Here is a 23,334-nt window from a genome sequence, read left to right as displayed (position 1 = left end):
GAACAGGCCGCTTTTTTCGCCCAGTTCACGGGCTGCCGGGTCTTCCAGTTCGTCGAGGATGATGCGGCCGACCTTGGTGCTGAGCACGTACTCGTCACGCGGGCGGCCGACCAGGGCGTTGCCCAGGCGAGTTTCGGACAGGCCGGCGCCGTAGAACGGGGCGGTATCGTAGTAGCGCACACCGTTGGCCCAGGCGGCGTCGATGGTGGCCTGGACTTCAGCCTCGGGAACATTGCGGAACATGTTGCCCAGCGGTGCGGCACCGTGGCCCAGTGGGTTGGCGATTAGGGATTTGAGGTTCATGTGCGTTTTCCTGATGGGGGAGTTGGTTGTGAACTCCAGTGGCTGCAATCCTATGCCCCACCCACCAAGACCGTCCAAGTCATATTTCGAACGACTTGAGACCTTTTATGCAACACCCTGCAACCCCCGGGATGGACTGATGCATGCCCCGCCCAATGACTAGTCGGCCAAACGCCGGAACACCAAACCGGAAATTCCACACATGACAGCGCACAGCAACATCACCGTGGCGATATCTGCCACCGAGGTTTCGCTACGCCCATCCAACCCGGCCAGCATCCCCAACAGCCCCCCTGCCAGGCTCACCGACATGGCCATGGTCAACTGCACGGACATCGCCGACAACGAACTGGCCGCCGCCGAACGCTCACCGGGCACGTCCTGATAACTGGCAGCCCCCAACGTCGAGAACTGCAGTGAACGCACCAGGCCTGCGGCGAACAGCACCGCAGCCATCAGCCACACAGCGGTATCACGATCGAAACTGGCGCACAGAGCAATCCCCACACCACTGAGCACGGCATTGCAACTGAGCACCCGTCGATAGCCGTAACGCCGTACCAATGGCACTGCCAGCAGCTTCATCAGCAGTGCGCCGACGCCACCACTGACCACCAGCCCCCCCGCCGCCAACGGGCTCAAGCCCAGGCAGTTCTGCAGCAGCAGCACGATCAGGAACGGCTGGGCTGCCGAACCCAGACGGAACAGCCCGCCACCCGCCTGGGCCACGCCAAAGCTGCGCAGGCGCAGCAGCGACAGGTCCACCAGCGGACTGGGGTGTCGCCGCGCGTGCAGCAGATACCCCAACGCACAGGCTGCTCCACCGGCCACCAGCACCATGGCCCAGGCATGCGGCAACTGCCCCAGCCCCAGCGCTTCAAGGCCGAACACCAGCATGGCCAGGGCCCCGCCGCTGAGCAGCAAGCCACGCACGTCCAACGGTGGCACCGGCCGTGCCGGATAATCCGGCACATGGCGCAGGATCAGCCAGCAACCGAGCAGGCAGATTGGCAGGTTGACCAGGAAGATCCAGTGCCAGGACAGCACCGTCACCAGCAAACCGCCGAGCAACGGCCCGACCAGTGGCCCCACCAGCGCCGGCAGGGCCAGCCACGACATGGCCTGCAGCAGCTGCTCGCGGCTCGACCAACGCAGGATGATCACCTGCCCCACCGGTGTCATCAATGCCCCGGCCGCCCCCTGCAGCATGCGCCCCAGGCACAGTTGCCAGAGCGTATCGGCCAGGGCGCAGGCCAACGAGGCGCAGGTGAACAAGCCCATCGCCGACAACATGACCTGGCGCGGGCGAAAGCGCTCGGCGGCCCAACCGCTGACCGGCACGCACAGGGCCAGGGCAAGCATGTACAGCGACACCACCAGATTCATGCGCAGCCCCGGCTCGCCGAAATCGGCGGCCATCTGCGGCAGGGCGGTCATCACCGCTGTGCTGTCGAGCAGCTCCATGAACAAGGCGGCACCGATGATCACCGGGACCTTGGGGCTTTGCACATGGCCGGCCAACAAGGCCGGCTGCGCAGTCAAAACAGCCCCGAGACAGGTGGGCGAGTGCCCTTGAGCTGCCAGGCACCGACCACCGCCGCCTTCCATTGGCGCGGGTTATGGTTGGCCACGGTGCGGGCGTTGCGCCAGTGGCGGTCGAGGTTGTGCTGGCGGCCGGTGGTGGAGGCACCGCCAACGTCGAACAGCGTTTGCGCAGCCTTGAGTGCCAGCTCGGCGACCAGATACTGGGTCTGCGCCACCTCGATCGCAGCCTGCTCCACGGCGGCTTCATCCAGTTGCGTGGCCCAGGCCTTGTCGATGGTTGCAGCGGCCTTGAGGACCATGGCCTCAGCGCCATAGGCACGGGCGGCGATATCGCCTACCGACAGTTCTACATAGGGGTCGTCCACCGAGCGGCTGGCCGTGCTGTGCTTGATCGGGCGGGCATGCTCGCGGGCGAAGCGGGTGGCGTCGTCCAGCGCATTGCGGGCGATACCGGCCAGCACGGTGGCAAGGAACAGCTGCAGGAACGGCGTGACGATGGTGCGCTTGCCCTCCTCCACGGTACGCGTGCGGATATCGCTGGCCTCGACGCGCACATTGCGCAAGTGGGTGGTGCCGCTGGCGGTCAGGCGCTGGCCCATGGCGTCAAAGTCGTCGACCAGCTCCAGGCCCTCGCGGTCGCGCGGCAGGATGAACGAAACCGGCTGCTCGTCCTCGTCCAGGGCAACGGCGCTGACGTAATCGGCGAACAGCGCACCCGTGCTGTAGAACTTGCTGCCATTGGCGCGAAAATGCTCGCCCTCGCGCACCAGGCGCGCGGCGATGGCGCCGTTGGCACCGCCCAGTTCCCAGCCGGCATTGCCGATTACCGCACCCTGCAGATAGCGCGCGAACCAACGCTCGCGCTCCTGCTCGGCGCCTTCGGCCTGTGAAGCCAGCAGGCCTTCGACAAAGGCAAAACCCGGGCGCAGGGCCTGGGCCACGTTGGAGTCGACCGAGGCGATTTGCAGCAGCAGTTCGATCACATCGCTGACCGTGCCGCCGGGGCCGCCGTACTGACCGGGGATACGCACGGTGTACAGCCCGGCTGCCGCAAGCTGGGCAATGGCCTCATGGGGCAACAGGCGTTCGCGTTCGCGCTGCGCGGCGCCTGCGCCGATGGCGGGCAGCAGGGCTGCGATGCGGGCTTTCAGCTCCGCGACGCTGGTGGCCGGAGCCTGGGTTGGGAAACGTTGAAATGTGGTCATGGTTCAGTCCTTTAAGTACATCTTTCGTTTAGGCGGCCCGAGCCCTGTGGGAGCAGCGCTCTTGCCAATTTCCTGAAGCTGGCGCTATCACCTGTGGGAGATTACCCAGCCCTTTGGGCTGCGCTGTCGCGCAGAGAACTCAGTGCGCAAGCGATCCGCGTGTGGGAGCGGGCATGCCCGCGAAGAATCCAACACGGTGCCTGGCACCGTCTCCGCCGGTGTTCGCGGGCACGCCCGCTCCCACAAGTTCGGTGCAGGGCTTGGCGTCTCAGTTCAAATGGCGATCTTCCACAGGCGGGTTTCGTCAAACAGGTCGAAGGCTTCGTGTTCCAGGTCCAGCGGCGGCACCACCAGTTCGGCGCCGCTACCGGGCAGGCGCGGCACTGCGCCGAGCAAGCGCTGGGTGTATTCGTGGGCCGGGTTATCGAACAACTGCTCGACCGGTGCCTGCTCCACCACCTGACCGTGGCGCATCACCAGCACGTCGTCGCTGACATGGCGGATCACCCCCAGGTCGTGGGAGATGAACAGGTAGGCCAGGCCCAGTTCGTCCTGCAGGTCGGCCAGCAGGTCGAGCACCTGGGCCTGCACCGACACGTCCAGGGCGGACACCGGCTCGTCGCAGATGATCACCTTGGGTTCGCTGGCGATCGCCCGGGCAATTGCCACCCGCTGGCGCTGGCCGCCCGACAGTTGCAACGGCCTGCGCTGGCCGAGATCTGCCGGCAAACGCACCTGGTTGAGCAGCACAGCGATACGTGCGGGCCTGGCTGGTGCCTCGACACCGGCTACCTGCAAGGCGTCATCAAGAATCTGCGCCACGCTCCAGCGCGGGTCGAACGAGCCCAGCGGGTCCTGGTAGATCACGCTGATGTCGCGCCGCAACGGCCTGCGCACTGCCTCGCTCACGGCGTTGGCCGGGCGGTTCCAGGGTTGCCCGCGATAAAGCACTTCGCCCTCATCGGGCTGCAGCAGGCCGAGGGCGATGCGTGCCACGGTGGTCTTGCCCGAGCCGGACTCGCCGACAATGCCCAGGGTACGCCCGGCACGCAGGGTGAAGTCGACGCCCTGCACCACCTGCCGCACCAGCCCGTCCGGGCCAAGGTAGCGCTTGCCCAGGCCACGGCCTTCGAGCAAAACGTCGCTGTGCGAGCGTGCCCGCGGCTCACTGCGCACGCCAACCCGCTCGGGTGACAGCCGGCTGCCGCGCGGGTGCTCGGCGGGTACTGCCGCCAGCAAGGCCTGGGTGTAGGCGTGACGCGGCTGGCGCAGCACCTGCTGCATCGGCCCCTGCTCCACCACTTCGCCATGGCGCAGCACCACCACCTCATCGGCCAGTTGGGCGACCACTGCCAGGTCGTGGCTGATGATCAGCAGCGAGGCGCCACGGGCCTTGATCTGCTGGAACACTTCGAGAATCTGCGCCTGCACGGTGGCGTCCAGCGCGGTGGTCGGCTCGTCGGCGATGACCAGCGCGGGGTCCATGGCCAGGGCACTGGCAATCAGTGCACGCTGGCGCAGGCCACCGGACAACTGCCCGGGCCGCTGGCGAGCACGCAGTTCGACATCCGGCACGCCTACCCGTTCGAGCAACTCATGCACGCGCGCAGTACGGGTATGGCGGTCACCGTATCCGTGGGTCTGCAGCACTTCGAGAATTTCCTTGCCCACCGGCCGCAGTGGGTCCAGCGACACCAGCGCATCCTGCAGCACGAAGCCGATATCCTTGCCACGCACGGCGCGCCACTGGCGCTCGCTGAGGTCGAGCAGGTTGTGGCCGCCGAAACTCAAGCGACGGGCACTCACCTGCGCTCGCCCTCCGGCCAGCCCGACCAGGCAGCGGGCACTGACGCTCTTGCCCGAGCCAGACTCGCCGACCAAGGCCAGGCAACGGCCAGGCGGTAAGGTGAAGGACAGATCACGGACCACGCTGGCGCCATCAAAGGCCACGTTCAGCCCTTCGACGATCAAGGTCTTGTCGCTCATGGCAGGCGCCCCTCCAGGCGTTGTTGGATGTAGCGGCCCGTCACGGTGGTCGCCAGGGTGGTGAGGACGATGAACAGGCCAGGGAAGAAGGTGAGCCACCAGGCATTGGCGATGAAGTCACGCCCCATGGACAACATGGTCCCCCACTCCGGCGCCGGCGGCCGCGCGCCCAGGCCGAGGAAGCTCAGCGCCGAGGCCCAGACGATGGCCTGGCCAACGCCCATGGTCAGCGTCACCACCAATGGGCGCATGGCGTTGGGCAGCAATTGGCGCAGCACGATGCGCGAAGTCGGGTGCCCCAACGCCCGCGCCGCTTCGATGTAGCCGGCGTTGCGTACCGCCAGCACCTGGCCACGGACCATGCGCGCGTACCCCGGCGCACCGCCCAGCCCGGTGGCGACGATCAACGGGCCGACACCGCTGCCGAACACCGCCACGAACAGCAGCGCCAGCACCAGGCTGGGGAAGGCGAACAGCACTTCCAGCAACCAGCCCACCGCACGGTCCACGCGTGCGCCGCCAAGGCCACCGAGCAGGCCGAGGGCGATGGCGATGACCATGGAAATGGCCGTAGCCGCCAGGCCGATCAGCAGGCTCTGGCGGGCGCCGTGGATGATCCGCGCGAAGATGTCGCGGCCTGACTGATCGGTGCCCAGCCAGTGCGCCCAGCTGGGTGGCTGGAAAGCCTCTCGCGGCACGATGGCCAGTGGGTCGATGCGGGTGAACAGCCCCGGCGCCAACGCGGCCAGAAGCAATGCGAACAGGAACAGGATCGCCAGGCTTGCGCCCAACGGCGGCAGTTTCACTTGGCGCTGCCGGCGCAATGGCGCGAGCACTTGGCCATGGGTCAGGTCTGTCATGCTGCAGCCTCCTGCTGCCGAGGGTCGATCCACTGGTACAGCAGGTCGACCAGAATGTTCGCCAGCACATAGCCGGCCGCCACTACCAGGCTGATGCCGATCACCAGCGGCAGGTCCTGGGCCTGCACCGCCTGGTACAGCTGGCGGCCCACCCCCTTGCGGGAAAAGATCACCTCGCACACCACCGCCCCACTGATCAGCGCGCCGATGGCCCAGCCCGACAGCGACACACCTGGCAGCAAGGCATGGCGCAAGGCGTGCCGAAAGCGCACGGCCAGGTCACTGAGGCCACGTGTGCGGGCGGTGAGCACGAAGGGTTGATCGAGGGTCAGTTCCAGCGACTCCCGGGTGACCTGGGCAATGAAACCGGCCAACGGAATCGCCAGGGAAAACGCCGGAAGTATCAGGCTGGCGAAGCTGTCGCTACCGGCCGGCGGGAACCAGCGCAGGCCGAAGGCGAATACCGCCAGCAGCACCACGCCGAGCCAGAAGTGCGGCAGCGCCGCGCTGAGGGTTTCCGCCAGCGAGGCGATACCGCCGACCAGCCTGCCGCGCCCGGCGGTGACCACTGTCAGCAGCAGCACCAGCAACCAGGCCAGCAGCAGGGCGGCGATGGTCAGTTCCAAGGTCGCCCCGCCCTGCTCGGCCAGCACACGGGTGACCGGCAGGTGCTGCGAGTAGGACACCCCCAAGTCACCTTGCAGCAGGCGCCCGAGGTAGAACACGTACTGCACGGCCAACGGCTTGTCGAGGCCGTACTCCACGCGCGCGGCTTCAATCGCTTCCGGCGTCGGGTTGCCACTGGGGCCACCGAGAATCGCCAGCACCGGGTCACCCGGCATCAGCCGCAGTGCGAAGAAGGTCAGGGTCGCCACCGCCCACAGCACCAGCACGCCACCGGCCAGGCGGATGGCGGCGCGCCGGCCCAGGGCGGCAAGGCGTTCGCGACGCGGGTCGGTCACTGCGAGTGTCGTCGTAGTCATTTGTTCACCCATGCGTCGTAGAGGTAGGTCACCGCCAGCGAAGGTTCCAGTCGCACGCCATGGGCAGTCTTGTAGATACCCAGGCGCGTGCTTTGTGGGTACGTGGTGAGTTGCAGGTACTGCGCGGCGGCCTGTTGCTGTGCCTGGAAGTAGCGCTGGCGGCGCAGGTCCGCGTCCTGGGTGGCCAGGGCACTGTCGAGCAGTGCGTCGTAGCCCGGGTCGGCGTAGCCGGAGGAGTTCTGGTGATAGCCGCCAACCCCGGCTGGCTGCACGAACGCGGTGGTGAAGATGATGCGCAGCACGTCAGGGGTGTTGGTGTTCCAGTAGCCGGTGCGGATGTCATAGTCCCAGGCGGCCTGGCGGGCGGTGACCTGGGCATCGCTCATCTGGTCCAGCACCAGCTCCAGGCCGGCCTGCCGGGTAGTGGCCTGTACCTGCTCCCACAGGGTCAGTTCCGACGGCGGCGTGCGCGCGCCGATCAGCACGACGGCGCGCAGCCGCTGGCCGTTCCTGGTGCGGTAGCCTTCGCTGTCGCGGCCGGTCCAGCCAGCCTCGTCGAGCAGCCTGGCGGCGCGGGCAGGGTCATAGTCCTGGCTGCGCTCGAAGTCACCGCTGTAGAACGGCGTGGCCAAGCTCAGCGGGCCACCGGCGCGGGGGAACTCGCCGAAGTACACACTCTTCAGTGCACCCTCGACATCGGCGCTGCGAACGAAGGCCTCGCGTACACGGATGTCGTCGAATGGCGCACGGCGCAGGTTGAAGGTGCCATTGGTGGGGTTGCCCGGGCGCTGGGCGATGATCAGTTCCACGTCCGGGTTGCGCCGTGCTGCTTCGTGCGACTCTGGTGGCAATGCTTCGATCACATCGACCTCACCGGCCTGCAGCGAGGCGAAGCGCACCGACGGCTCCTGGATGAACTTCCAGACGATGCGTTCCAGGTACGCCGGGCCTTGGTGGCGTGCGGTAGGTGGCGCCCAGTTGTAGGCCGGGTTGCGCACCAGCTCCACCTGATTCTGCCGGTCCCAGCGCACCACCTTGAACGGCCCGCTGCCAACCGGGCTTTCGCAGTTCTGGTCACGGCTGCGTTGCAATGCGGTGGGCGACTGGATGCCGAGAAAGCCCTGGGCCAACACTTCGAGGAAAGCCGCATAGGGCGTCGCCAGAGTGACTTCGGCCGTGTAGGTGTCGAGCACCTTGGTGCCGCGGTACTGGCGGATGTAGCCACCGGCGGTACTGGATTGGGTCTTGGGGTTGGCCATATGGTCGAGGTTGGCCTTGACCGCTTCGGCATTGAACGGTGTGCCGTCGGTAAATTGCACGTCGCGGCGCAGGTGGAAGGTGTAGCGCAGGCCATCTGGCGAAACCTCCCAGCTTGTCGCCAGCCAGGGGCCGATCTGGCCGTTGCTGTCCATCGACACCAGCGAATCGAGGTACTGCTGGGCAATGAAAACCTGCGGCATGTCGCCGGCCACATGCGGGTCCAGGCAGGTGGGCTCGCGGTCGGTGGCATAGACCAAGGTGCCGCCCTGCTGCGGCTGGGTACTTTGCGCCGTGTGCTGCTCGTTCGGCTTGCAGCCGAGCAAGGCCAGTACGGTGCAGAGCGGGATCAGGGGGAGGATGGGTGTGTTCAAGGGCGCTCCTGCGGTGACTGGGCTTCGATAGGCCTGTTGCAGGAGTTGTGCCGGGTTCAAGAGGTTGATTTTGTTGGGGTTTGCCGAGGGTGAGGTGCTGTTGCGAGGGCAAAGTGTGTGAGGGCTGTTCGAATGGCAACAGTGCTGTTCCGGCCTGTCGCCAGCCAGCTGGCGACAGGCCGCGCTCGGGGGCCCGTTGCGGGGCTCAGGCCGCCTCCCCTTGCCGGCTCCACAGCCGATGGTAATACCCCCGCCGCGCCAGCAGCTGCGCATGGCTGCCATCCTCGACAATGCGCCCGTCCTCGAACACCACGATCCGGTCAAGGTGCGCCACGGTCGACAGCCGGTGTGCCACCACGATCACCGTCTTGTCGTCCATGATCTCGTCGAGCTTGTCCTGGATATAGCGCTCGGTGATCGAGTCGAGGCTTGACGTGGCTTCGTCCATCACCAGGATCGGCGCGTTCTTCAACAGCACCCGGGCGATGGCGATACGCTGACGCTGCCCGCCGGACAGCTTCACACCACGCTCGCCCACCAGCGATTCGAAGCCCTGCTCCATGGCTTCGATGAAATCCCGGGCACCGGCCCGGTCGATGGCAGCGGCCAACGCATCGTCGCCAGCTTCCAGGCAGCCATAGTGGATGTTCTCGCGAATGCTGCGGTGGAACAGCCCCGGCTCCTGCGGAATCAGCCCGACCTGCTGGTGCAGCGAATGCTGGGTCACCGTGCGCACGTCCTGCCCGTCGATCAGCACCTGGCCCTCATCCACGTCGTACAACCGTAGCAACAACCCGAGCAAGGTCGATTTGCCCGAGCCGGACGCCCCCACCAGGCCGACCCGTTGGCCCGCCGGAATATGCAGGTTCAGGTGCTGAAAGATCGGCCGCCCGGGGTGATAGCCAAAGGTCACGTCGGCAAAATGCACCTCGCCTCGCTCCACTTTCAACGACGTTGCGCCGGCCGTGTCGCGTACCTCGTGTGGCCGCACCAGGGTGCGCACGCCATTGGCGATATTGCCCATGGCCTCGAAGAACTCCAGCAAGCGCCGCGACAGCCCGGCCACATCCGTGATGATCATCAGCGACAGGCTGGTAGCGGTAACGAAGGTGGCGATATCGATGCTGCCGCGCTGCCACAACCACAGCGCCAGCAGCAGGATGCCAAGCTTGAGCAGCACCCCGCAGCTGTTCTGCAGCCAGCGAATCTTCTCCATGTAACCGAGCGAGCGGTCTGCCGCTACCACCTCGTGGTCGAGGAACTTGCCCAGGTAGCCATGCTCGTAGGGGTGGCGGGCGAACAGCCGGATATTGGTGAGGTTGGTCACCGCGTCCACCACCTTGCCGGTGCTGACGCTGCGCGCTGCGGCAAAGTCCCGGGCCAGCGGGTGGCTGCGCCTGGCCAGGAACCAGCACAGGATGAGAAAACCGACCGCCCACAGGCCCATGAATGCCGCCAGCCAAGCGTTTGCGGTGGCCAGCAGGATGACTGCCAGGGCCAGGGTCACAAGCAGCGGGATGAGATCGAAGATCAGGATCGCCAGGGTCTGCGTAGTGCCGATCGAGACCTCGCTGATACGGTGCGCCAATGCCCCGGCGAACTCGCTGGTGATGTAGCGATGCGAATGGCGTTGCAGGTAGGCGAACAAGGCCTGGGTCACCGCGCGCCGCTGACGGGGCACGGTGTAGATATGCAAGCCACTGGCGGCACGCGTGCTGACCATCTCGAGCAGCAGCATCAAGGCAAAACCCGCCAGCGGCCAGCGCAATGCCGTGACGACCTGGCTCGCGTCCAGGCCCTGGCTGACCAGGCGGGTGATCTGGCCAAGTTGCCAGGGGACCAGCACGGCGCAGACCATGGCGAAGGTCTGCAAGGCGAGCATACCGGAGTAGGCCACCGGGTGGCGCAGGATGAATGCGCGAAGGAAGGCCTGCGGGGTGTCTGGCAGGTGACGGATATCCCAACCATCGGGCAGGCGGCGGGTAGATGTCACAGTGTTCTCCTTGTGTCTTGCCTACACGGCGATACGGCTGAACCAGCTTGGCTGCGCCGCCGGAAGATGAGGCACGGCGTCGAGCAAGGCGCGGGTATAGGCCTGACGCGGCTGGCCGAGCACCTGGGCTGCCGCCCCTTGTTCCACCACCCTTCCCCCTTGCATCACCAACACGTGGTCACTGACCTGCTCCACCACCCCAAGGTCGTGGGAGATGAACAGGCAAGCCAGGTTCAGCTCCGCCTTGAGTTCGGCCAGCAATGCCAGGATTCGCGCCTGCACCGACACATCCAGTGCCGATACCGGTTCGTCCAGCACCAGCACCCTGGGCTTCATGGCCAGTGCCCGGGCAATCGCGATGCGCTGCCGCTGCCCGCCCGACAACTCCAGCGGGCGGCGGTCGAGCAACCCCACCGGCAACTGCACCCGCTCCAGCAACGCCGCCGCCTCGGTGCGCTGCAACGCACGCGGTACACCCGCATGCGCCAGCGCCTCGGCCAATACCCGCAGCACGGTGTAGCGTGGGTCGAACGAGGCCTGCGGGTCCTGGAACACCACCTGGATCCCCTGTCGTGCCTGGCGCTGCTGCGCGGCAGACAACGCAAGCCAATCCTGCCCGGCCAGTTGCAGGCTACCTTGCTCCGGCCGCTCCAGCCCCAGCAGGATGCGTCCCAGCGTGCTCTTGCCGGAACCGGATTCGCCCACCACGCCAAGGGTTTGCCCGGCGCGCAACTGCAGCGACACATCGTCCAGCACCTGACGCAGCCGGCCGTCCGGCCCGACAAAGGCCTTGCTCAGGCCGCGCGCCTCCAGCACCACGGGTTGTTCGTCCACGCCATCCTCCACCAGCGCCAGGGCCGGCGCCGCCGGACGTTTGAAATGTACCGCCCGAGCCGCGCTCAGCAGGCGCTGGGTGTAGGGGTCCTGCGGGTCCTGCAGGATCTGTTCGACACTGCCCTGCTCCACTACCACCCCATGGCGCATCACCGCCACCCAGTCGGCCAGGCGCGCGACCACGGCCAGGTCATGGCTGACCATCAACAGGCTGTTGTCGCGCTCGCGCAGGTGCTCCAGCAGGTCGAGAATCTGTGCCTGCACGGTGGCGTCCAGCGCGGTGGTGGGCTCGTCAGCGATCAACAGGCGTGGCTGACAGGCGATGGCCGAGGCGATCAGGGCGCGCTGCCTGAGGCCACCGGAAAGCTGCCACGGGTATTGCCGGGCACGGACTTCGGGTTCAGGCACCCCGACCTGGCGCAACAGCTCAAGTACCCGCAGACGGCGCTGCTCCGCGGCCAGGTCGGTGTGCAACAGCAATGGCTCTTCGATCTCTGCACCCACGCGTCGCAGTGGGTCGAGCGAACCCAGCGCATCCTGCATGACAAAGCCGATGTGCTCGCCACGCAAGCGCTGCCACGCGCGCTCATCGAACTGGCGCAGGTCCTGCCCGGCAAAGGCCAGGCGCTGCGCCTGCACATGGGCACCGGCCCCGGTCAGGCCGACCAGGGTACGCGCCGTGACGCTCTTGCCCGAGCCCGATTCGCCCACCAGTGCCAGGCACTGCCCTGCGCGCAACTGCAGGTCGACGCCGTGCACCACTGGCACACCATTGAAGCTCACGTGCAGGCCGCGGATGTCCACCAGCGGTGCCTGGTTCTTCTCGAAGATGTTCATGCGCGTCTGCCCTCGCTACGGCGCAGCCAGTCTCGGCCGATGACGGTGATGGAAATGACAGTCAGGGTGATCGCCAGCGCAGGCCAGGCCATCAGCCAGGGCGCGTTGGCCATGAAGTTGCGCGCCACTGCCATCATCGCGCCCCACTCCGGCGCGGGAGGTGGTGCGCCGAAGCCGAGGAAGCTCAGCGCAGCGGCGGCGGTGATGGCGCCACCCAGGCCGATGCAGGCCAGGATCAGCACGGGTTGGACTGCGTTGGGCAGCACATGCCAGAACACCACAGCCAAGGGCCTGCGGCCCAGCGTGACGGCTGCTTCGACGAAGCCGGCACGTCGGATGGTCAGGGTCTGGGCGCGTACCAGGCGCGCATAGCGCGGCACCGAGGCGATGCCGACGGCAAGGATCAGGTTGCTGGTGCCTTGGCCGAACAGGGTGATGATGACCAGCGCCAGTAGCAGGTCCGGGAAGGCCAGCAGCACATCGACGGCGCGCATCAGCAGGTTGTCCAGCCAGGCTGGAGCCAGGCCGGCGAGCAAGCCGAGCAGCGTGCCCAGGCCAAGCCCGACCAGGGTGGCGGCCAGGCCGATGAAGAGCGATGGGCGGGCGCCATGGATCAGGCGGCTGAGGACGTCGCGGCCGTTCTCGTCACTGCCCAGCCAGAAGGCGGGGCTTGGCGGGTGGTAAGCCAGGCGGGCGTCGGCGGCCAACGGGTCGGTTGGCGAGAGCCAGTTGGGGAAGGTTACTGCCAGCAGTATCAGGCCCAATGTGATCCAGGCCAGCGCCAGGCCAGGGCGAACCTGCCAGCTGCTGGTCACTGTGTTTGGTATGGATACGATCGCGTTCATGTCTGTCCTTCTTGTGTCGCCTGTACTGGCCTCTTCGCGGGTAAACCCGCTCCCACAGGATCACCGCAAAGGCTGAATCCGTGCGGTCCCTGTGGGAGGCCAGGGCGAACCTTCCAGCTACTGGGCACTGTGTTTGGTATGGATACGATCGCGTTCATGTCTGTCCTTCTTGTGTCGCCTGTACTGGCCTCTTCGCGGGTAAACCCGCTCCCACAGGATCACCGCAAAGGCTGAATCCGTGCGGTCCCTGTGGGAGGCCAGGGCGAACCTTCCAGCTACTGGGCACTGTGTTTGGTATGGATACGATCGCGTTCATGTCTGTCCTTCTTGTGTCGCCTGTACTGGCCTCTTCGCGGGTAAACCCGCTCCCACAGGATCACCGCAAAGGCTGAATCCGTGCGGTCCCTGTGGGAGGCCAGGGCGAACCTTCCAGCTACTGGGCACTGTGTTTGGTATGGATACGATCGCGTTCATGTCTGTCCTTCTTGTGTCGCCTGTACTGGCCTCTTCGCGGGTAAACCCGCTCCCACAGGATCACCGCAAAGGCTGAATCCGTGCGGTCCCTGTGGGAGCGGCTTCAGCCGCGAACAAGGGCGAAGCCCTTGCCATGTGGGCTACGGTGCCGGGTTGGGAATACGGCGGTGCACGGCCTGGATCTCGGCCAGTACTTCATCGCTCAGTTGCACATCCAGTGCACTCAGGTTTTCCTGCAGCTGCAGCAAAGTGGTCTGCCCGGTAATGGCACTGGCCACGAACGGCTGGCGTATGACGAAAGCCAGGGCCAGTTGCGCTGGTGTCAGCCCATGCTCCCGCGCAATCCGCACGTAGCTGGCAATCGCGTCGTTTGCCTCCTCGCTGCCGTAGCGATTGAACGTGCGATACACCGACGACAATCGCGAACCCTCCGGCCTTGCCCCGTTCAGGTACTTGCCGGTCAACGCCCCGAACGCCAGCGGCGAATAGGCCAACAGGCTGATCCCTTCGCGATGGCTGAACTCCGACAGGCCGTTCTCGTACAAGCGATTGAGCAGGCTGTACGGGTTCTGGATGCTGGCAATGCGCGCCAGGCCCTTGTCCTCGCTGTGCCGCAGAAACTGCGCCACACCCCACGGTGTTTCGTTGGAGACACCGATATGGCGCACCTTGCCGGCCTTTACCTGTTCGTCCAGCACCGCAAGGGTTTCTTCGATGGCTGCCGTCTGCGGATGGTCGTCGACGTAGGGGTATTCACGGATGCCGAAGAAGTTGCTGGTGCGGTCGGGCCAGTGCAGTTGGTAGAGGTCCAGGTAGTCGGTGTGCAGGCGGCGCAGGCTGCCCTCAAGGGCCGCGACGATGTTCTTGCGGTCGTGGTGCGACAGGCCATCGCGAATGTGCACCTGGCCGCCTGGGTCACGGGCCGGGCCGGCGATCTTGCTGGCCAACAGGACCTTGTCGCGGTTGCCGCGGGCCGCCAGCCAGGTGCCGATGTAGCGCTCGGTGGTGGTCCAGGTTTCAGCGCGGGTAGGTGTGGGGTACATCTCGGCGGTGTCGATGAAGTTGATGCCTGCAGCAAGGGCAGCGTCCAGTTGCTGGTGAGCATCCTGTTCGCTGTTCTGGTGCCCCCAGGTCATGGTGCCGAGGCTGAGCAGGCTGACTTGCAGGTTGGTGTGGCCGAGTGGGCGGTAGCGCATGGGTGCATCCTTTTGAATGTGTGTCGGGTTTCAAATCCTGGGGCTGTCTTGCAGCCCATCGCCGGCAAGCCAGCTCCCACAGGATCACCACAGGTTTTGGGTTTGCCCGGCACCTGTGGGAGCTGGCTTGCCGGCGATTGGGGCGCAAAGCGCCCCCTAAGCAGCGAACTGGTTGTGTGCCTTGGGCAACCCCAGGTGCTCACGCAGGGTGGTGCCGGTGTATTCGGTGCGGAACAACCCACGTTTCTGCAGCAGCGGCACCACCTCTTCGACGAACACCCGAGCACCCGACGGGAACATGTCGGGCATGATGTTGAAACCATCCCCCGCCCCCGCCAGGAACCACTCGGCCAGGGTATCGGCAACCTGTTCCGGGGTACCGACGGCCAACCGGTGCCCGACCAGAATCCGCCGCGACAGCTGGCGAATGGTCAGGTTCTCGCTGCGCGCCAGGTTCAACTGGGCTTCCAGAAAACCATGCGACCCCCGCTCGAAATCTGCCACCGCGCCAATTCGCGCCCAGGGCAATGGCGCATCCGGGTCCAGCTCGCTGGCATCGATACCGATACGCCCTGCCACCTGCTGCAACAGGCCGTGCTCGCCATGCCAGGCATTGAGCTCGTCGAAACGTGCATGGGCCTCGGCCTCGGTGCTGCCGATCACGGTCGACAGGCCGGGCATGATCTTCAGGTGCTGCGGGTCACGGCCCCAGGCTTTGGCCCGTGCCTTCATCTCCCGATAGAACGCCTGCCCGTCGGCCAGGGTGGTCTGGGTGGTGAAGATCGCATCGGCATAGCGCGAACCCAGTGCCTTGCCACCTTCGGAAGAGCCAGCCTGCACCAGTACCGGCCTGCCCTGCGGCGAGCGCGGCAGGTTCAGCGGCCCCTTGACCTGAAAGTGCTTGCCCTTGAAATCCAGGGTGTGGACCTTGCCCGGGTCGGCAAAACGGCCGGCGCTGCGGTCACCGATGATCGCGTCGTCCTCCCAGCTGTCCCAAAGCTTCAGGGTCACGTCGACGAACTCCTCGGCCCGCCCGTAGCGGTCCACATGCAACGGCGCGCCAGCCAGGCCGAAGTTGTGTGCTGCCGCGTCACCGGCATTGGTCACCACATTCCATGCTGCGCGGCCGCCGCTGATGTGGTCCAGCGAGGCAATTCGCCGGGCCAGGTTGAAAGGTTCGTTGTAAGTGCTGGAGCAGGTCGCGATCACGCCGATGCGCTCGGTGGCGGCCGCCACTGCGGTAAGCAGCACGGTCGGCTCCAGGCGCCCGCCGGGCTGGGCGGACACATCCGGCGGCAACGCCGGGCCATCGGCAAGGAAGATCGCATCCAGGCAACCGCGCTCGGAAATACGCGCGATATCGCGGTAATAGTTGACGTCGATATAGGCGTCGATTGCCGCCTCACCCTGGCGCCAGGCGCCGGAATGCGAGCCGAAGCCGAGGATGTTCATGCCCAGGCTCATCTGTTTCTTGGTCATGCCGGTTCTCCTGATCAGACTGCGCTGGCTTCGTCGCCGCTGCCCTGCCCTTCGCTGGCGCTGGCATGAAGGGCACGCCAGGCCTGGGCCGGGCTGATGCCATTGAGGTAGTAGTTGCCCAACGCCTGTTCGCGGTAGATCGCCGGGTTGTGCGAAGCCAGGGTGCGGGCATTGCGCCAGTGGCGGTCGAGGCGCCGGGCATTGCTGGTGGCCGATGCGCCGCCGACTTCGAACAGCAAGGTGCTCGCTTCCAGCACTTGCGGCAGGACGATCTGCTGCGCCTGAAAGGCATGGATCTCGGCGTCGGTGTAAAGCTGCTCGGCTACCTCCCCGTGCTGGCCGGCTTCGTACACCGCCTGCAGGCTCTGGCCCACGGCGGTGACTTGCGCATTGGCGGCGAAGGCCAGGCTCGACAGGCGACCGATCACCGCCTGCACCCGCGGGTCTGCGGCCGGCTGCGACTGCCCCGGCACACCGAAGGCGCGGGTGCGGCTCTGGACGAACGCTACGGCATCGGCCAGTACCGCCTGGCCGATACCCGCCAGGGTGGCCAGATGCACCGCCTGGTAGAACGCGGTGAGGTACGACTCGGCACGCAACTCGCCCTTGGCGAAACGGCGCAGCAAATGCTGCGGCTGCACGCTGACCCGGGTGAAACGGGTGGTGCCACTGCCAGTCAGCCGCTGGCCGAAGCCGTCCCAGTCGTCGACCCGCTCCACGCCCGGCGCACGGGTCGGCACCACGAGGCTGACAAAGTCGTCGCCATGGTTGGCCACTGCCGCCACCCAATCGGCGTACAACGTGCCGGTGCAGTAGTACTTTTCGCCGTCCAGGCGGTAACCGCCTTCGTCTTCGCTCAACTGCACGCTATTGCCGGTACTGTCGGTGCGCTCGGCCATGGCCGCGCCCCATAGTTCACCGGCGACCACGCGGGCGAACCAGTAGTCCTGGGAGGCGGCGTCGCCAGACGACAGCCGCCCTTCGACGAAGCCGAAGTGGGCGCGGAATATCTGCGGCAGGTTGGAATCGGCCTGCCCCAGGCGCACCAGCTGGCGCAGCAACTGCGGCAAGGTTGCGCCTGAGCCGCCGTGGCTGCGTGGCACGCGCAGGGCACCGAAGCGGGCCTCGCGCAACCAGGCCACCGGCTCATGGGCCAGGGTGCGCTGCTGCTCGCGGGCCACCGCGCCTTCGGCAATACGCGCATAGATCGGCGCGAAATGCGCATCCAGTTCGGCATCGGTAATCGTGGTTTGGCTCATGATGGTTCCTTTCTCGTGAATTCAGACGCGTGCGGTGCGCGGGTCGATGGCCTGGGTCGCCAGGTCCACCAGCAGGTTGACCAGCACGTAGATCGCTGCCGCCAGCAGGGTTACGCCGAGCACCAGTGGCACGTCCTTGCTGGCGGTAGCGTCGAGCATCAAACGGCCAATGCCTTGGCGGCCGAACAGCAGCTCCAGCACCACGGCGCCGCCGAGCAGGCTGGCGAACACGTAGCCGGCCAGGGTCACCAGCGGCACCAGGGCATGGCGCAGGGCGTGGCGCAGTCGCACAGCGATATCCCCCATGCCACGTGCACGGGCCTGGGTGATGAAGGGTTGTTCCAGCACCTGCTCCAGCGACTGCCGCAACACCTGGGCAAGCACCGCCGCGATCGGCAGCGCCAGGGCCAGGCTCGGGAGCACCAGCGAGCGCCAACCGCTGGACCCGGACGGCGGTAGCCAATGGAAGTGGAACGCGAAGGCCAGCAGCAGCACCGTGCCGATCACGAAGTTGGGGGCCGAGGACAGCAACAGCTCGATGCCCGACACCACCGCGCGCAAACGCCGCCCGCGGTTGGCGGTGAGCAGCGCCGAGGCCACCGCCAGCAGCACCGCCAGCACAGCCGCGCTGCTGGCCAGCGCCAAGGTCGCGGCGGCCTGCTCGCCAATCGCCTGGCCGACCGGTATGCGCAACCGGTACGACTCGCCCAGGTCGCCCTTGGCCAGGCGCGCCAGGTAGTGGCCGTATTGCACCCACAGCGGTTGATCGAGGCCGTATTCGGCGCGCACCTGGGCCAGCAGCGCTTCGCTCGGCATGGCATCCGGGCCGCCGAGGATCGCCAGGGCGGTGTCGCCACCGCTGTGTTGCATGCCGAGGAAGGTCAGGCTGGCCGCCGCCCATAGCACGATCACACCGTCACGCAGGCGGCGCAGCAAGACGATCAGCAGTTTCATGGTTGCTCCTTTGCCAGCCACACGCTGGTGAACAGGGGAACGTTGTGCGACCCATCGAACAGCACGCCGCCGACCGCGTTGCGGTAGGCCAGCAGCATCTGGCTTTCCACCGAAGGCACGGCCGGCACGGTCTCGCCCAGGCGTTGCTGGGCCTGGCGATACAGCTCGCGGCGTTGCGTCGGGTCGGTGCTGCCTCGGGCGGCACCGAGCAACTGGTCGAGGGTGGCATCACGGAAGTGGCCGACGTTCTGGCCGATCATTCGTGCGCTGGGGATGGATTGGCTGTGGTAGAGGATGTACAGGCCATCGGCCGTGTTGGTGTGCCAGTAGCCACCGCCGATGGCGTCGAAGTTGCCGAGGTAACGCAGCTCCATGACCTTGCTGAGCGGCAGCAGCTCGATGCGCAGGTCGAAGCCGACCTTGCGCAGGTCTGCCTGGGCAGCCACCGGGACATTGGCCGGGAACGCCGGGTTGTCATAGGTCAGCAAGGTCGCCCCGAGGCGCCGGCCATCACGGCTGCGATAGCCTTCGCCGTCACGCCCGGTCCAGCCGGCGGCGTCGAGCAAGCGCCCTGCTTCGACCGGGTCGAAGGCCAGGGCATCGCGGGCCACCGGGTCATAGCCGGGGGTATTCACGGCGAGGAAGTCCCCCTTGGCCAGGTACTCGCCGAAGCCGGAGATCCACGCCAGGCCATCACGGTCGATGGCCTTGGCCACGGCCTGGCGCACCCGCACGTCATCGAACGGCGCACGGTCGACATTGAAGGTGATGCTGCGCGACGGGTTGCCCTTGCGAATGCGGTTGCGCAGGGTCAGCTTCGGGTTGGCGCGGATCGCCGCGGCGTTCTGCGCCGGTGCGTCCAAGGCCATGTCGTTGTCGGCAGCCTCCAGGGAGGTGTAGCGGATCATCGCTTCGGGCACGTAGCTCAGCTCGATGCCGTCCAGGTAGGCCTCGCCCTGGTGGTTGATTGCCGGCGGTGCCCAGTTGTACCCCGGGCGGCGGACAAAGCTGGCACGCTGGTCGCGCACCCAGCCGGTCAGCACGAAAGGCCCGGTGCCGATGGGCTTGCTGGCGATGGTCTTCGGCGCCTCGAGAATCTGCCGTGGCGAGATCATCCCCAGCCAGGCCTGCGACAGCACATCGAGAAACGGCGCATAGGGCGCACGCAGGGTCGCCTCGAATGTGTACTCGTCCACCACCCGCCCCTTCAGGTACGGCGCGATATAGGCGGCGGCCAGTGGCGACTTGGTCACGGGGTCACGCATGTGTTCGAGGTTGACCCGCACCGCCTCGGCGTTGAAGCGCTCGCCATCGCTGAAAGTGACGTCGTCACGCAGGTGGAAGGTGTAGGTCAGGCCGTCGGCGCTGATGTCCCAGCTTTTCGCCAGCCACGGCGTGAGGGTGCCGTCCTCGGCCTGGTACACCAGGCAGTCGAACAGGATGCGGCCCATCCACTGCATGTTGCCGTTGGACAGCGCGTGTATATCGAAGCTGCCAGCGTCGCTCGCCGCCGACACGCGCAGGGTGCCACCGCGCTTGCCGGGCTGCTGCTCGACGAAGTCGCTGGCCGGGTAGCGCATCACGCCGTTCACTTCGCTGAGCGCTTCGCCCTTGAGCAGCGCCTGGCTCTGCGCGGACGTGGCGGGTGAGCAGACGGCAACCAACAGCGCACTGGCCACCAGGCATGTATTGAATAATCGGGAATTCGGCTGCACAGCGGGCCCTTTATATAGACGGCTACATAAAGGGCTATTGCAGTTGTCGTGCCAGCGCTAACACTGCGCATTCATTGAGGCTAGTTCAAACCGCCTGACGCATTAACCATACAAACTGTTTCATCCCTGTTGCGCTGACAACATCCAACCCTCTGGGCTGCGCTGTCGCGTAGATTACTGAAATTGCAAGCAATCCGCATCCCCTGTGGGAGCGGCTTCAGCCGCGAAGAATCCAACGCGGTGCATGGCACCGGCTGCGCCGGTGTTCGCGGCTAAAGCCGCTCCCACAGGTTGCGCCATAGCATTCGGATATTTGGATATAACCTGCACTGTTCCGCAAACAACAGGAGCGCAACAAAATTTGCTGTTTTATTCAGCACTTCACACTAAAACTTTGGCCACACCCCCCAAACTTCCGGCCTTTCGCCAGCTGGCACAGAAACTGCTCTTACACATTTCGACAGGCCTGACTATTCCCATAGAACGCCGAGGACCTACGATGACTTGCAAGGAATTGAACGATGCGTGCGATTCAACCCCAACCACTGCGCCTGGCCATCCGCCACGCCGCCCTGGCCACCGCGGCCACGGCCCTGCTGGCCCCGGTCACGGTACTGGCCGCTGAGCAAACCCTGGGCACGGTGACCGTGCAGGCCGCCAAGCAATCCGAAGTACAACAGGCCGCCAGCGCCCTGGCCGAGGTGCCCGGCGGCACCAGCGTGGTCGACAGCGAAGAGGTCGCCAAAGGCCGCACTGCCACACTGCAGGACACCCTCGGCTACCAGCCCGGGGTATTCGTGCAGTCCACCGGCGGCAACGACGCGGCGAAGATCTCGATCCGCGGCTCCGGTGCCAATACCTCGCCCGGCTATTTCCGCGAGGGCATCAAGTTCCTGTTCGACGGCCTGCCGCTGACCGGCCCTGGCGGCACACCCTACGAATTCCTCAACGCCAGCGGCGTGAACTACACCGAAATCCTGCGCGGCGCCAACGCCTTTCAATATGGCGCGCTGACCCTCGGCGGCGCGGTCAACTTCGTCAACCACAGCGGCTACAGCGCCCCCGGCCTGCGCGTGCGCGCCGAAGCCGGCAGCTACCACTACCAGAAGCAGAGCATCAGCTACGGTGGGGTCGAGGGCGACCTGGACTACTACCTGCAGGCCGACAACTACCGCAACGAGGGTTTCCGCGACTACAGCCTGTCGAAGAGCTCGGGCATCGTCGCCAATGCCGGCTACCGCTTCAGCCCCAAGCTGGAAACCCGCCTGCTGCTGCGCTACCGCGACGAAACCCACAACGACCCCAGCGCCACCACCCTCGACGCCGCGCTGCACCACCCGCGCCGCGCCAGCGCCACCGCCGAGAGCAGCGGCGCCGGTGCACGCCGCCCGGGCAGCATCTGGGTGGGCAGCAAGACCACTTATACCTTTGACGACGATGCACGGCTGACCTTCGGCCTGTCGTATCACGACTATCGCCACACCAACAGCCCGCGTAGCCCGAGCAATCCCAGTTACTGGGACTGGCACGACCTCGGCCTGCTGCTGGGCTACGACCGGGTCGACTACCTGTTCGGCCACGAAAGCCGCAGCAGCATCGCCTTCACCTCCACCCAGCACCTGCGTGGCGGGGTGAACTCGGCCAATGACGACAAGCTGTCGCTCAAGCAGGTCAACTACAAGGATTCGTTCGACCGGGTGATCGCCCTGGGCAACGATATCAACCTGGTCGACAACCTCTGGCTCACCAGCGGCGTGTCGTTCATCAACGTGCGGCGCAAGATCAACATCGACCACGCGGTGAACCCCAACACCACCAACTTCCCGCAGCACGTGGACTACGACAACTGGAGCGTCGCCCCGCGCATCGGCCTGCGCTACGAGTTCAGCCCGAACCTGCAGGTATTCACCAACTTCAGCCGCAGCATCGACCCGCCTGCTTCCTGGGAATATTCGGGCTCCGGGCCGACCCTGCCTTACATCCGCCCGCTGGTGGAGCAGAAGGCCAACACCTTCGAGGTCGGTATCAAGGGCTCGCACGGCATCTTCGATGGCAGCCTGGCACTGTACCGCTCGTGGATCCACGACGAGCTGCTGAATGTGCAGATCATCCCCGCCACATCATCGTCGGCAGCGGTCACCGGTGCCTTCAACGCCTCACCGACCATCCACCAGGGTGTCGAGGCCGGCCTCAACACCCGTCTCTGGGAAAACCCGCAGGGCGACCTGGTACGCTGGCGCCAGGTGTACACCTACAACGACTTCTACTACCGGCATGACGACACCTTCGGCGACAACCAGTTGCCGGGCGTGCCCAAGCACATCTACCAGGGCGAGCTGCAGTATCAGGACCACAGCGGCTGGTACACCGGAATCAACGTGCAGTCGGCCTCGCGCACGGCAGTGGACTATGCCAATACCCTGTATGCGCCGTCGTACACCATCTGGGGGGCGAACCTGGGGTATGAGGCACCGAAGGGCAACTGGAAGGTGTCGCTGGACCTGAAGAACCTGGCAAACAAGGCGTACGTGACGGCGGTGACGCCGGTGTACAACGCGCGCGGGCAGGATACTGCGTCGTTCTGGCCGGGGGATGGGATTGGCGCGTACGTGGGGGTCGAGTTCAGGTACTGACCACGCAGCAACGTGTTTGATGGCACGTCCACTACGCATTCGAAATCGAGCGCCGCCCCACGGCGCTCGGTTTCCAGGAGCGCTGTTCGCACCTAAGGGCTTCACAGGGCAAGTGGAAGGTTTCAGCATTGACCTGAATCAATCAAACGCCATAGGCGGTGTTGTAAACAGCACACCAAACATATGGGAATGCAGTTTGATGAGCGAGTCCAACCAGGCAACCAGAATTATCTGCAACAATCTTGAACTGGCCGATCAATTGCGCCAGCTGTTGGCGCCTATAGCACCCGATTGCGAGGTGCTGAGTACGCCTGGCAATTGCAGCGCCGTGCCGCTTTGCCGCTGGCTCGGTGAAGCAAAGTTGGGCTCGGCTGGGCAGGTACAGGCCGCTTTGCTGGATGCCACCGAGGTTCTCGAACAGACCCGACACGCCTTCAAATCCCGCGAACTGGGGCTGCTGCGGCGACGCTTGGTTGCATTGCTGGATAAATTGTCGGAAGATCCCCAATGATGTGAATGTGCCATCACCAGGTTCCGCCCTGCGGGAACCGGCTTTGCCGAGCAGGATAATAGGCCTGAAAGACGAAGCGCCGTGGCAACAA

Annotated in this window: 17 protein-coding genes; 2 read left to right on the top strand and 15 right to left on the bottom strand. The window is 65.7% G+C overall.

Annotated elements, in window-relative coordinates:
* The 15 genes from CAG46_RS05735 to CAG46_RS05665 all read right to left on the bottom strand — a co-directional run.
* On the bottom strand, positions 1–303 hold a 303-nt coding region (locus CAG46_RS05735; protein ID WP_143493339.1), incomplete at its 3' end, for an aldo/keto reductase.
* 159 nt (positions 304–462) lie between these two features.
* Entirely contained in the window at positions 463–1,845 is a 1,383-nt protein-coding gene (locus CAG46_RS05730) for an MFS transporter (RefSeq protein WP_085614377.1), read from the bottom strand.
* Positions 1,842–3,053, bottom strand: coding sequence for an acyl-CoA dehydrogenase family protein (locus CAG46_RS05725; protein ID WP_085614378.1), 1,212 nt, complete (start codon positions 3,051–3,053; stop codon positions 1,842–1,844). Before CAG46_RS05725 ends, CAG46_RS05730 begins: the two co-directional genes overlap by 4 nt.
* Positions 3,054–3,326: 273 nt before the next feature.
* On the bottom strand, positions 3,327–5,039 hold the full coding sequence (locus CAG46_RS05720; protein WP_085614379.1) for an ABC transporter ATP-binding protein: 1,713 nt from the start codon (positions 5,037–5,039) through the stop codon (positions 3,327–3,329).
* On the bottom strand, positions 5,036–5,899 hold the full coding sequence (locus CAG46_RS05715) for an ABC transporter permease (protein WP_085614380.1): 864 nt from the start codon (positions 5,897–5,899) through the stop codon (positions 5,036–5,038). Before CAG46_RS05715 ends, CAG46_RS05720 begins: the two co-directional genes overlap by 4 nt.
* Positions 5,896–6,882, bottom strand: a complete 987-nt coding sequence (locus CAG46_RS05710; RefSeq protein WP_084785341.1) for an ABC transporter permease — start codon at positions 6,880–6,882, stop codon at positions 5,896–5,898. Before CAG46_RS05710 ends, CAG46_RS05715 begins: the two co-directional genes overlap by 4 nt.
* On the bottom strand, positions 6,879–8,513 hold the full coding sequence (locus tag CAG46_RS05705) for an ABC transporter substrate-binding protein (protein ID WP_085614381.1): 1,635 nt from the start codon (positions 8,511–8,513) through the stop codon (positions 6,879–6,881). The genes CAG46_RS05710 and CAG46_RS05705 overlap by 4 nt, the downstream gene beginning before the upstream one ends.
* A 205-nt stretch (positions 8,514–8,718) precedes the next feature.
* Complete coding sequence (locus CAG46_RS05700) at positions 8,719–10,506, bottom strand: ABC transporter ATP-binding protein (RefSeq protein WP_085614382.1); 1,788 nt, start codon at positions 10,504–10,506, stop codon at positions 8,719–8,721.
* A gap of 21 nt (positions 10,507–10,527) precedes the next feature.
* Entirely contained in the window at positions 10,528–12,177 is a 1,650-nt protein-coding gene (locus CAG46_RS05695) for an ABC transporter ATP-binding protein (protein ID WP_085614383.1), read from the bottom strand.
* Positions 12,174–13,022: an ABC transporter permease gene (locus tag CAG46_RS05690; RefSeq protein WP_075045697.1), complete on the bottom strand. Its 849-nt coding sequence runs from the start codon at positions 13,020–13,022 to the stop codon at positions 12,174–12,176. The genes CAG46_RS05695 and CAG46_RS05690 overlap by 4 nt, the downstream gene beginning before the upstream one ends.
* A gap of 614 nt (positions 13,023–13,636) precedes the next feature.
* The gene (locus CAG46_RS05685; protein WP_075045698.1) at positions 13,637–14,692 is read right to left on the bottom strand and encodes an NADP(H)-dependent aldo-keto reductase; all 1,056 of its coding nucleotides are present in this window, start codon (positions 14,690–14,692) and stop codon (positions 13,637–13,639) included.
* 156 nt (positions 14,693–14,848) lie between these two features.
* Complete coding sequence (locus CAG46_RS05680) at positions 14,849–16,171, bottom strand: LLM class flavin-dependent oxidoreductase (protein WP_085614384.1); 1,323 nt, start codon at positions 16,169–16,171, stop codon at positions 14,849–14,851.
* A gap of 14 nt (positions 16,172–16,185) precedes the next feature.
* Complete coding sequence (locus CAG46_RS05675) at positions 16,186–17,430, bottom strand: acyl-CoA dehydrogenase family protein (protein WP_085614385.1); 1,245 nt, start codon at positions 17,428–17,430, stop codon at positions 16,186–16,188.
* A gap of 21 nt (positions 17,431–17,451) precedes the next feature.
* Positions 17,452–18,384 carry an ABC transporter permease gene (locus tag CAG46_RS05670; protein WP_085614386.1) on the bottom strand — a complete coding sequence of 311 codons (933 nt, stop codon included), beginning with the start codon at positions 18,382–18,384 and terminating at the stop codon, positions 17,452–17,454.
* Positions 18,381–19,964: an ABC transporter substrate-binding protein gene (locus CAG46_RS05665; RefSeq protein ID WP_143493357.1), complete on the bottom strand. Its 1,584-nt coding sequence runs from the start codon at positions 19,962–19,964 to the stop codon at positions 18,381–18,383. Before CAG46_RS05665 ends, CAG46_RS05670 begins: the two co-directional genes overlap by 4 nt.
* 656 nt (positions 19,965–20,620) lie before the next feature.
* Between CAG46_RS05665 and CAG46_RS05660 the strand changes: the two genes are divergently transcribed.
* The gene (locus CAG46_RS05660; protein WP_025339887.1) at positions 20,621–22,732 is read left to right on the top strand and encodes a TonB-dependent receptor domain-containing protein; all 2,112 of its coding nucleotides are present in this window, start codon (positions 20,621–20,623) and stop codon (positions 22,730–22,732) included.
* A 199-nt stretch (positions 22,733–22,931) separates the two neighbouring features.
* A complete protein-coding gene (locus CAG46_RS05655) occupies positions 22,932–23,243 on the top strand; it encodes a hypothetical protein (RefSeq protein ID WP_085590469.1) in 312 nt (103 codons plus the stop codon).
* Positions 23,244–23,334: the final 91 nt, after the last annotated feature.

It is taken from the genome of Pseudomonas sp. B23(2017) (assembly GCF_002113725.1).
Classification (GTDB): domain Bacteria; phylum Pseudomonadota; class Gammaproteobacteria; order Pseudomonadales; family Pseudomonadaceae; genus Aquipseudomonas; species Aquipseudomonas putida_Z.
The sequence above is the reverse complement of the archived record's forward strand: the minus strand, read 5'-3'. Positions and strand labels throughout refer to the sequence as shown.

Coding starts and splice junctions, on each gene's coding strand:
- CAG46_RS05675 (WP_085614385.1), bottom strand. CDS start 17,430: ATGAGCCAAACCACGATTACCGATGCCGAACTGGATGCGCATTTCGCG.
- CAG46_RS05710 (WP_084785341.1), bottom strand. CDS start 6,882: ATGACTACGACGACACTCGCAGTGACCGACCCGCGTCGCGAACGCCTT.
- CAG46_RS05670 (WP_085614386.1), bottom strand. CDS start 18,384: ATGAAACTGCTGATCGTCTTGCTGCGCCGCCTGCGTGACGGTGTGATC.
- CAG46_RS05725 (WP_085614378.1), bottom strand. CDS start 3,053: ATGACCACATTTCAACGTTTCCCAACCCAGGCTCCGGCCACCAGCGTC.
- CAG46_RS05660 (WP_025339887.1), top strand. CDS start 20,621: ATGCGTGCGATTCAACCCCAACCACTGCGCCTGGCCATCCGCCACGCC.
- CAG46_RS05715 (WP_085614380.1), bottom strand. CDS start 5,899: ATGACAGACCTGACCCATGGCCAAGTGCTCGCGCCATTGCGCCGGCAG.
- CAG46_RS05685 (WP_075045698.1), bottom strand. CDS start 14,692: ATGCGCTACCGCCCACTCGGCCACACCAACCTGCAAGTCAGCCTGCTC.
- CAG46_RS05695 (WP_085614383.1), bottom strand. CDS start 12,177: ATGAACATCTTCGAGAAGAACCAGGCACCGCTGGTGGACATCCGCGGC.
- CAG46_RS05655 (WP_085590469.1), top strand. CDS start 22,932: ATGAGCGAGTCCAACCAGGCAACCAGAATTATCTGCAACAATCTTGAA.
- CAG46_RS05690 (WP_075045697.1), bottom strand. CDS start 13,022: ATGAACGCGATCGTATCCATACCAAACACAGTGACCAGCAGCTGGCAG.
- CAG46_RS05720 (WP_085614379.1), bottom strand. CDS start 5,039: ATGAGCGACAAGACCTTGATCGTCGAAGGGCTGAACGTGGCCTTTGAT.
- CAG46_RS05665 (WP_143493357.1), bottom strand. CDS start 19,964: ATGCGCTACCCGGCCAGCGACTTCGTCGAGCAGCAGCCCGGCAAGCGC.
- CAG46_RS05680 (WP_085614384.1), bottom strand. CDS start 16,171: ATGACCAAGAAACAGATGAGCCTGGGCATGAACATCCTCGGCTTCGGC.